This window comes from Methylobacterium sp. WL18, from assembly GCF_008040015.1.
GTDB lineage: Bacteria > Pseudomonadota > Alphaproteobacteria > Rhizobiales > Beijerinckiaceae > Methylobacterium > Methylobacterium mesophilicum.
Map to the genome: position 1 here is coordinate 1 of NZ_VRVD01000128.1, position 9,656 is coordinate 9,656.

The following is a 9,656-nucleotide window of genomic DNA, read 5'->3' on the forward strand; positions in this document are numbered from 1 at the left end:
GGCCGGCACGTCCCGGGTCACCACCGCCCGCGCCGCCACCACGGCGCCGTGCCCGACCGTGACGCCGGACAGGATCATGCAGCCGGACCCGAGCCAGACATCGTGCCCGATCACCACGTCGCCGCGCGACGCGTGGTAATCCGCCGGGGCGCGCGCATCCGGGAACAGGCGGCGCATCGCCGCGAACGGGTAGGTGGAGGCCCAGTCGAGCCGGTGGTCGCCGCCGAGCAGGATCTCGACCTTGTCGGCGATGGAACAATAGCGGCCGATCGTCAGGCGACGGCCGCTCTCCGGGAAGCGCACTTTGGGACGCCCGTACGAGTAAGCGCCTATGGAGAAGCCGTGCGCGCGCGCCAGCGCGGCGAGGTGGATCCGCGTCTCGTTATGCGGGTTGCGCCCCCTACGCAGCCGGTGCAACAGACCGGTCACGATGGGATCCGGCGCGGTGCGCGACCGCGTCGTCTCCGGGAAAGCGGGCGAGCTGGAAGGTGAGCGATGGCCGATAACATGTCCGAGGACCTCAAGGCCGGGGCGCTCGTCTACCACCGCCTGCCGCAGCCCGGAAAGCTGGAGATCCAGGCGACCAAGCCGCTCGGCAACCAGCGCGACCTCGCCCTCGCCTACTCGCCCGGCGTCGCAGCCGCCTGCATGGCGATCTACGACGACCCGCAGCAGGCTGCCGAACTGACGATCCGCCAGAACCTCGTGGCGGTGCTCACCAACGGCACCGCCGTCCTCGGCCTCGGCGATATCGGCCCGCTCGCCTCCAAGCCGGTGATGGAGGGCAAGGCGGTCCTGTTCAAGAAGTTCGCCGGGATCGACGTGTTCGACATCGAGGTCGACCAGAAGGACGTCAACAAGCTCGTCGATGTCGTCTGCGCGCTCGGGCCGACCTTCGGCGGCATCAACCTGGAGGACATCAAGGCGCCGGAGTGCTTCGAGGTCGAGGAGCAGTGCCGGGCCCGGATGAACATCCCGGTCTTCCACGACGACCAGCACGGCACCGCGATCATCGTGGCGGCGGCTGTCCTCAACGGCCTGGAACTCGCCGGCAAGGCGCTCTCGGATGTCCGCATCGTCACCTCCGGCGCCGGCGCGGCGGCGCTGGCCTGCCTCAACCTGCTCGTCTCGCTCGGTGCGACCCGGGAGAACATCACGGTCACCGACATCAAGGGCGTGGTCTACAAGGGCCGCCCGGAGCTGATGGACCGCTGGAAGGACGTCTACGCCCAGGAGACCGAGGCCCGCACGCTGGCCGAGGTGATCCCCGGCGCGGACGTGTTCATCGGCCTCTCGGCCGGCGGCGTCCTGAAGCCCGAGCTGCTGGAGAAGATGGCGGACAAGCCGCTGATCATGGCGCTCGCCAACCCCTATCCGGAGATCATGCCGGACCTCGCGCAGGCCAAGCGTCCCGACGCGATGATCTGCACGGGCCGCTCGGACTTCCCGAACCAGGTCAACAACGTCCTGTGCTTCCCCTACATCTTCCGTGGGGCGCTCGACGTCGGCGCCACCAGCATCAACGAGGAGATGAAGCAGGCGGCCGTGAAGGCGATCGCGGCGCTCGCCCGCGAGACTCCTTCCGACGTGGTCGCCCGGGCCTATGGCGGCGAGGCACGGCCGTTCGGCCCGGAATCGCTGATCCCGAGCCCGTTCGACCCGCGCCTGATCGTGCGCATCGCCCCGGCGGTGGCCAAGGCCGCGATGGATTCCGGCGTCGCCGGCCGGCCGCTCACGGATTTCAACGCCTACGTCGACAGCCTCGACCGGTTCGTCCACCGGTCCGGCCTCATCATGAAGCCGCTGTTCTCGAAGGCGAAGGCCGACCCCAAGCGGGTGATCTACGCTGAGGGTGAGGACGAGCGGGTCCTGCGCGCCGTCCAGGCGATCGTGGAGGACAAGGTCGCGTTCCCGATCCTGGTCGGGCGCCCGCGCGTGGTCGAATCGCGCCTGAAGCGCTTCGGCCTCTCGATCCAGGAGGGTCGCGACTTCGAGCTGATCGATCCCGAGGACGATCCCCGCTACCGGGCCTACGTCCAGACCTACCTGGACGTCGCGGGCCGGCGCGGCATCACCCCGGACGCGGCCCGCACCCTCGTGCGCACCAACAACACCGTGATCGGCGCGATCGCGGTCCGCCGCGGCGAGGCCGACGCCCTGATCTGCGGCCTGGAGGGCCGGTTCGAGACCCGGCTGAGGATCATCCGCGACGTGATCGGGCTGGCGCCGGGCATCGCCCAGTGCGCCGCCATGAGCCTGATCGTGACCAGCGAGGGCGCGTACTTCCTGGCCGACACCCATGTCCGCCAGAACCCTACGGCGGAAGAAATCGCCGAGGTCGCCCAGGCCTGCGCCGGCCATGTCAGCCGCTTCGGCCTGACGCCCAAGATCGCCCTGCTGAGCCACTCGGATTTCGGGCAGTCGGATTCGCCCTCGGCGATGAAGATGCGGGAGGCGCTGGCGCTCCTGCAGGCCCGCGACCCGGACCTGATGGTCGACGGCGAGATGCAGGCGGATTCGGCGCTCTCCGAACTGGTGCGCGACCGGGTGCTGCCGGGTTCGCGCCTCAAGGGCGCGGCCAACGTCCTGATCTTCCCGAACCTGGATGCGGCCAACATCGCGTTCCAGTTCGCCAAGGTCCTGGCGGACGCGCTGCCGGTCGGGCCGCTGCTGATCGGCCCGGCCAAGCCCGCCCACATCCTGACGCCGTCGGTCACGGCCCGCGGCATCGTCAACGTCACCGCCGCCGCCGTGGTCGAGGCGCAATCCGAGGCGGCGCCCCTGCCCGGGGGCGAGACCGGCGCCGGGATGATCTCGGAGTAAACGGAGCGGCTTATCCCGACGGCTCCGGCTGCCGGGATCGTTCGGGGTCGTGCCTTCAGGCCGCCCGGATGGTGTCGAGGAAGCGGGACACCTCGGCGGTGAGGTGTTCGGATTGCCGCGACAGGTCGGTGGCCGCGCCGAGCACCTGGCTCGCCGCCTTCCCGGTCTCCTCCGCGGCACTCGCGACCCCGGCGATGTTGCTGGTCACTTCCCCGGCGCCCGCCGCCGCCTGCCCGACGTTGCGGACGATCTCCTGGGTCGCGGCCCCCTGCTCCTCCACCGCCGCCGCGATCGAGGTCGCCACGGCGTTGATGTCCTGGATCCGCGCCGTGATCGTGCCGATCGCCGTCACGGCCTGGCCGGTCGAGGCCTGCACCCGGGCGATCTGGCCGGAGATCTCTTCGGTCGCCTTCGCGGTCTGCTCGGCGAGCGCCTTCACCTCCGAGGCGACCACCGCGAAGCCGCGCCCGGCCTCCCCGGCCCGGGCCGCCTCGATCGTGGCGTTCAGTGCCAGCAGGTTGGTCTGGCCGGCGATGTTCGAGATTAATCCGACCACGTCGCCGATCCGCGCCACGGCGCTGCTCAACTCCTGCACCAGCGCGCCGGTCTGCCCGGCTTCGGTGACCGCCCCCAGCGCCAGCTTGGCCGACCCGTCGACCTGTCGGCCGATCTCCTGGACCGAGGAACCCAGTTGCTCCGAGGCGGCCGCTACGGTGTTGACGTTGCTGGCCGCCTGCTCGGCCGCGGCGGCCACCGTGGTGGACTGGCTGGCCGTCTGCGTCGCCGTGGCCGTCAGGGTCTGGGCGGTCGCCTGCAGCTCGGCGGCCGAGGACGAGACCTGCCCGATGATGCCGCCGACCGCCGTCTCGAAGGCCTCGGCCATCTGGCGAATGCCGGCCTTGCGTTGCTCCTCGGCCGTCAGCCGGGCCTCGGCGGCCTCGGTTTCGAGCTGACGGGTCCGGATCAGGTTGTCCTTGAACACCTGCACGGCCGCCGCCACGGGCCCGAACTCGTTGCGATAGAGCCCGACCGGCACCTCCACGGTGGCGTCGCCTGCGGCCAGCTCCCGCATCGTCGCCGACATCGTCCGGATCGGCCGCAGCACGCCGACGAAGATGACGACGAGGCCCAAGCCGACCAGCAGGACGACCGCCGCGAGGGCGGCGACGTTGCGGATCAGGATGCCGCGTGCCGCATCGGCCAGGAGTTCGGCGTGCCCGATCATATCGTCGAGGCTCGCGTACGCGAGATCGACGATGGTGGCCTGCGTCTCGGTATTCCGTTGCCGCAGCTCCTGGAACGTCACGCTCGGCGGCGTTCCCTGGCTGAGGGCATCGAACACGGCCTTCGCGATGGCCGCGTTCGCGCCCTGGAAGTTCTGGGCGTCGGCGGTCCGGAACGCGGACCGAACCTTATCCGAGACGGAAGAGGCTGCCTCGGTGGTGGCGGCCCAGGCGGTCTGCAGCCGCGCGCGTTCCTCCGCGGCGGCGACGGTCTCCGGCAGGGTCCAGGAGGTTCCGGCCGCCAGGGATGTCTGAACCCGCAGGGCGACGTTCCCGATCGCGACCCGCGACGCCCAAGCTGCGCGCTTGAGGCCCAGATAGCGCTGCAAATCGGCGTCCGAACGGGGGATGGCGCCGTCCACGGCGTCCGTGGTGGCGGTCAGCGCATCGAGAAGCTCCTGATAGGCGGTGAGCATCGCGGGCATCAGCGTCGCGTCGCGCTGATCCTTGGGGAGGCGCAGGGCGGCGTCGATCCGGGGGCGCAGCGTGTTCACGGCCTCGTGCGCCGCGTTCAGCCGTGCAACTGTCGCGGTCACCGCCGGGACGTCCTGCTGGCGCAGGAGGTCTTGGGCCCTGGCGAAACTCTCGATCATCGCCTGCCGGTTCGTGGCGATCGCCGACAGCGTGTTCGGCCCGGCCGGCTCCTGGCTACCCAGGGCAAGCGTCGAGCCGCGTTCGAGACGCAGCGGCAGGATCGTCTTGAGCAGGCGCCGGCTCGCATGGGCCAGGGTGACGGCCCGATCGGCTTGCTCGGCCTGCGTGCGCGCATTAATGGGCGCGCTGGTCGTATAGCTCAGAAACATCACCGCCAGAGCGGCGATCACCAAGCACAAAAGCGTCTTTATCGAGAACCGTCCAAGCCAACGCATGATCAAAATCCAATGGCCGCGCCCGGCCTCTGCAGATCATGATACCTAAAATCGAATCTCGATGCACCGTATCGTACAAAAATGCTTAATCTGCTATATTAATTGTTCTCATAATATAAAAACTACAATGAAATGACCTATAGTTTCCCTTTATCAGACATCGCATAGTCCAGGATTGCTGAAACATCATTGCATCACAGAAGAGAATTTTTTGCTGGGCCACATCCCTTCACTATCACAGCGGCCATGCTGCGCGTTTGTCACAAGCAGCGCTTTCTGGCCGCCCTCCGCGACACGATGACAGGACCGCCCATCCGGACATGCCCCCGGACGCGGGCTGGCGTATCAGGCCGCTGCGGCGCGCCACCGCCCGATCCCGCTCCCCAGAGGTCGCGCCTCACGGGTCAGGTGGCGGCGTCGATCTCGATGCGCCCGTCCGTCCCGACCACACGGCCGAGCGCGCGCACCCGGTTCAGAAGGCGGTCGCTGGCAAGCGCGGCCCAATCCCGCGGCATCCGCAGCGTGACGCGACCGTCCTCGACCAGGAGCGGCGCCCGGGTGAGTGCGCCGTCCATGCCGGCCGAGATCGGAAACGCCACCCGGAGCATCGCGCCGAGGAGGCGGGCCCGCTCGAACAGGCGCGGCCCCGCCACGGTCCTGAGGATCGGGTTGGCCTTTTCCGGAGCCAGGCCGCTGTGGCGGAGCGAGACTGAGAGGGCGAGATAGGCCCGTCCCGGATGGTCCACGCCCACGAAGGCGGCGTTCTGGATCGCCGCAATGCTCTGCTCGTCGCGGTAATCGGGATGCGCACGCCAGCCGACATCCGAGAGGAGGCAGCCCGCATGGCGCAGGCGGCGCTCGTCCGCGGTCTCGGGGCCGTCCAGCGTCGCCACGAACCGGTCCGTCCAGGCGATCAGCTCCTCGCCGTGGCGCGGCGCGCGGGCGCGCAGGGCGTTGAACTCCGCCGCCGAGGCGAGAAGCGGATCGACCAGACGCGTGTCGCGGTCGAGCTGCTCGAACAGCAGGCCCTCCCGAACCCCGGAGGCCGAGATCGCGACCTCCCGCGGGCGTCCGACCCGGATGATCTCTTCGAGGACCACGGCGCCGTAGGCCAGGAGCGGGCGGCGGGCCTCCGAGATCGTCTCGACGTCCTGGAGCAGCCCGACATCCGTCTGCTCGACGATCTGCAGGAAGCTCATCTCGTCGGTGGGTTCCACCGCGTAGCCGTGCATGACGTGGACCGGGTAGCCGCGCGCGGCCTGATGCAGCCGCGCCAGGGCGCGCCAGGTGCCGCCGACGGCGTAGAAGGTCCGGCCGCGCAGGGTCTCGAGCTGCGGCTCGGCCTTGCGCATGTGCTCGCGCACGATCTTGGCGGCCTTCTTGATCGACCCGCCGGAGAGGTCCTGCAGGGCGAGGCCGCCGAGCGGCATGGTCACGCCCTGGCCGACCACGGTGCCGCGCACGTCCACCAGTTCGAGGGAGCCGCCGCCCATGTCGCCGACGACGCCGTCCGGCGCGTGAAAGCCCGAGATCACGCCCATGGCGGACAGCTCCGCCTCACGGCGCCCCGACAAAAGCTGGATCTCCTGGCCGCAGGCAGCCTCGGCGGCGCGCAGGAAGTCCGGCCCGTTCTCGGCGTCCCGGGCCGCCGCCGTCGCCAGCACGAACACCCGGCCGACCCGCATGGTCTCGCACAGCACGCGGAACCGTCCCAGGGCGGTCAGCGCCCGGTTGACCGCGTCCTCGTTGAGCCGGCCGGTGGTCAGGACGTTGCGGCCCAGGCCGCACAGGACCTTCTCGTTGTAGAGGGGCGTCGGCGCACGGCTCAGGCCGTCATAGGCCACCAGCCGCACCGAGTTCGAGCCGATGTCGATGATCGCCACCGGCGGCCGCGGATCGCGCGAAGGCCGGTCGGCGGAATGCGCGAGGGTGAGGTTGGCGCGAGGGCTGCCCAAACGTCCGAGTCCTTGATGGAGCGTGGCCGACCGGACCGGCGGGCCGCGCGTGCATTCCGGAGCCGCGACCAAGATCGGCTCCACGTCGATGATACGCTGCGCTCGCGGCGGAACCGGGATCCCTGGCGACGGCGCAAGCTCTAAGCCCAATCGGGCCGGCAGGGCAACGTTTCGTCCGCCCGGCCATTTTGCCGGACGGATTTTCCGGACGCAGAACCGCACAACACGGTCTCGAAACCTGTCGAGCGTCCTGCGCATCGGCCTGTGTACTTAAGCGCGCTGAGCCCGACGGCTCAGAGCGCGCGGGCTCGACTTCTTCGAGGCCTTGCCCCGGCCGGAAAGACTCGGATTCGTCATGAAATACTTGTGCGCATTGAACGGTTCTTCGCCGTCCGCGGGCTGGATCCGCTCGCAGCCCCCCGAGGCGAGCAGGCGCCAGCTTTGACGGTTGTCCAGGAGGTTGGCCAGCATGATCTGGTCGAGGACCTGCTGGTGCACGGTGGGATTCGTGATCGGCAGCATGGCCTCGACCCGGCGGTCGAGGTTGCGGCTCATGAGGTCGGCCGACGAGATGTAGATCGTCGCCTTCGGGTGCGGCAGCCCGACGCCGTTGCCGAAGGCGTAGATCCGCCCGTGCTCCAGGAAGCGCCCGACGATCGACTTGACCCGGATCGTCTCGGACAGCCCCGGGATGCCCGGCCGCAGGCAGCAGATGCCGCGCACCACGCAATCGATCTGCACACCGGCCGAGGACGCATCGTAGAGCGCGTCGATGATCTGCGCGTCGACCAGCGAGTTGCACTTGATCCAGATCGCCGCCGGCCGGCCGGCCTTGGCGTGGGCGACCTCGGCCTCGATGTTCTCCAAGAGCCGGTTCTTCATCGTCAGGGGCGAGACCGACATCCGCTCCAGTTCGGCGGGCTCGGCGTAGCCGGTGATGAAGTTGAAGATCCGCGAGACGTCCCGGGCGATCGCCGGGTCGGCCGTGAAGAACGACAGGTCCGTGTAAACGCGCGCCGTGATCGGGTGATAGTTCCCGGTGCCGACATGGCAGTAGGTGACGAGCTTGTCGCCCTCGCGCCGGACCACCAGCGACAGCTTGGCGTGGGTCTTCAGCTCGACGAAGCCGAACACCACCTGCGCGCCCGCCTTCTCGAGGTTGCGCGCCCAGCGGATGTTGGCCTCCTCGTCGAACCGCGCCTTCAGCTCGACGAGCGCGGTGACCGACTTGCCGAGTTCGGCGGCCTCCGCGAGCGCCGCGACGATCGGGGAGTTCGACGAGGTGCGATAGAGCGTCTGCTTGATCGCCACGACGTTCGGGTCCCGGGCCGCCTGGGCCAGGAACTGCACAACCGAATCGAAGGATTCGTAGGGGTGGTGGACGATGAAGTCCTTCTGGCGGATCGCCGCGAACACGTCGCCGCCGCTCTCCCGGATCCGCTCCGGGAAGCGCGGGTTGTAGGGCTTGAACTTCAGGTCCGGCCGGTCGATCCCGACGACCTGCGACAGCTCGTTGAGGGCGAGCATGCCCTCGATCAGGAAGATCGCGTCCGCGGAGATCTCAAGCTCGTCGGCCACGAAACTGCGGAGATCCTCCGACATGCCGGATTCGACTTCGAGGCGGATCACGACGCCCCGGCGGCGCTGCTTCAGCGCGGTCTCGAAATGCAGGACGAGATCCTCGGCCTCCTCCTCGATCTCAAGATCCGAATCCCGCACCACCCGGAACGCGCCGCTGCTCTTGACCAGGTAGCCCGGGAACAGCCGCCCCGTGAACATTCCGATCACCTGCTCGATCGAGATCAGGCGCGCGGCGGTCTCGCTCTCGCTGGTAGGCAGGCGGACGAACCGGTCGATGACGCCGGGAACCCGGATCAGGGCCCGCAGCAGCCGGCCGTCGCGTGGCCGCACCAGCGCCAGCGCGATGGTGGTGCCGAGGTTGGGGATGAACGGGAACGGGTGCGCCGGATCGATCGCGAGCGGCGTCAGGACTGGTGAGACATGATTGAGGAAGTATTCCTCCAGCCAGGCGGCCTGCTCGGCGGTGAGGGCGGCGGGCTCGACGATCTCGATCTCGGAGGCCTGCAGTTCCACCCGCAGCTGGCGCCAGCGCGCCTGCTGGTCGGCGGCGAGCCGCGCCACCTCGATACCGATCCGGTTCAGTTGCTCGGACGGCGTCAGCCCGTCCTGGGACGGGAGCGTCAGACCGGCCCGGACCTGGTCGATCAGGCCGGCCACGCGGACCATGAAGAACTCGTCGAGATTGTTCGCCGAGATCGACAGGAAGCGCAGGCGCTCCAGCAGCGGATGGTTCGGGTTGGAGGCTTCCTCCAGCACCCGGCGGTTGAACTGCAGCCAGGACAGCTCGCGGTTCACGAAGCGCTCGGGGGAATGACGCAGCGAGCGTCCGGCCTCGACCACGGGTTCCCGCGCCGCGCCGGCCGGCAGCTCCGCCGGTGCCGCCGGGACGGCAGGCCATTCGTCGGCGGTGTCGATCGGTACGGGCTTCGTCTCGGCGGCTGCACCGCTTGCGGCGGCGGCCGTCGCATTCGGTCGGGCGTCGCTCGGCACCGCTGCCTTCTTCACGGTTGCGCTTTTGGCGGCCGCGCTTCGCGAGGCCGTACGAGAGCCGGGAGCGCGCGGACCCGGGGCCGGTGCGCTCGAATCGGCTGTGTCCTCGGGTGGTACGCGCGACGCAGCCGTGCGGTCGGCCGGCGCGCGTACCA

The 9,656-nt window shown here is 69.3% G+C and carries 4 protein-coding genes and 1 pseudogene; 1 reads left to right on the plus strand and 4 read right to left on the minus strand.

Annotated features, from left to right (window positions below):
• Positions 1-417 (minus strand): annotated as a pseudogene (locus FV228_RS11990) (DapH/DapD/GlmU-related protein); the annotation flags it as partial.
• Between the two features lie 78 nt (positions 418-495).
• Between FV228_RS11990 and FV228_RS11995 the strand changes: the two are divergent.
• Positions 496-2,823, plus strand: coding sequence for an NADP-dependent malic enzyme (locus FV228_RS11995; RefSeq protein WP_147854831.1), 2,328 nt, complete (start codon positions 496-498; stop codon positions 2,821-2,823).
• A gap of 55 nt (positions 2,824-2,878) precedes the next feature.
• On the opposite strand, the gene FV228_RS12000 is transcribed toward FV228_RS11995, so the two are convergent.
• The 3 genes from FV228_RS12000 to FV228_RS12010 all read right to left on the minus strand — a co-directional run bounded on the left by FV228_RS12000 (position 2,879) and on the right by FV228_RS12010 (position 9,516).
• Positions 2,879-4,975, minus strand: coding sequence for a HAMP domain-containing methyl-accepting chemotaxis protein (locus tag FV228_RS12000; protein ID WP_147854832.1), 2,097 nt, complete (start codon positions 4,973-4,975; stop codon positions 2,879-2,881).
• 404 nt (positions 4,976-5,379) lie between these two features.
• A complete protein-coding gene (ppx, locus tag FV228_RS12005; RefSeq protein WP_147854833.1) occupies positions 5,380-6,930 on the minus strand; it encodes an exopolyphosphatase in 1,551 nt (516 codons plus the stop codon).
• 270 nt (positions 6,931-7,200) lie between these two features.
• Entirely contained in the window at positions 7,201-9,516 is a 2,316-nt protein-coding gene (locus FV228_RS12010) for an RNA degradosome polyphosphate kinase (RefSeq protein WP_348645042.1), read from the minus strand.
• Positions 9,517-9,656: the final 140 nt, after the last annotated feature.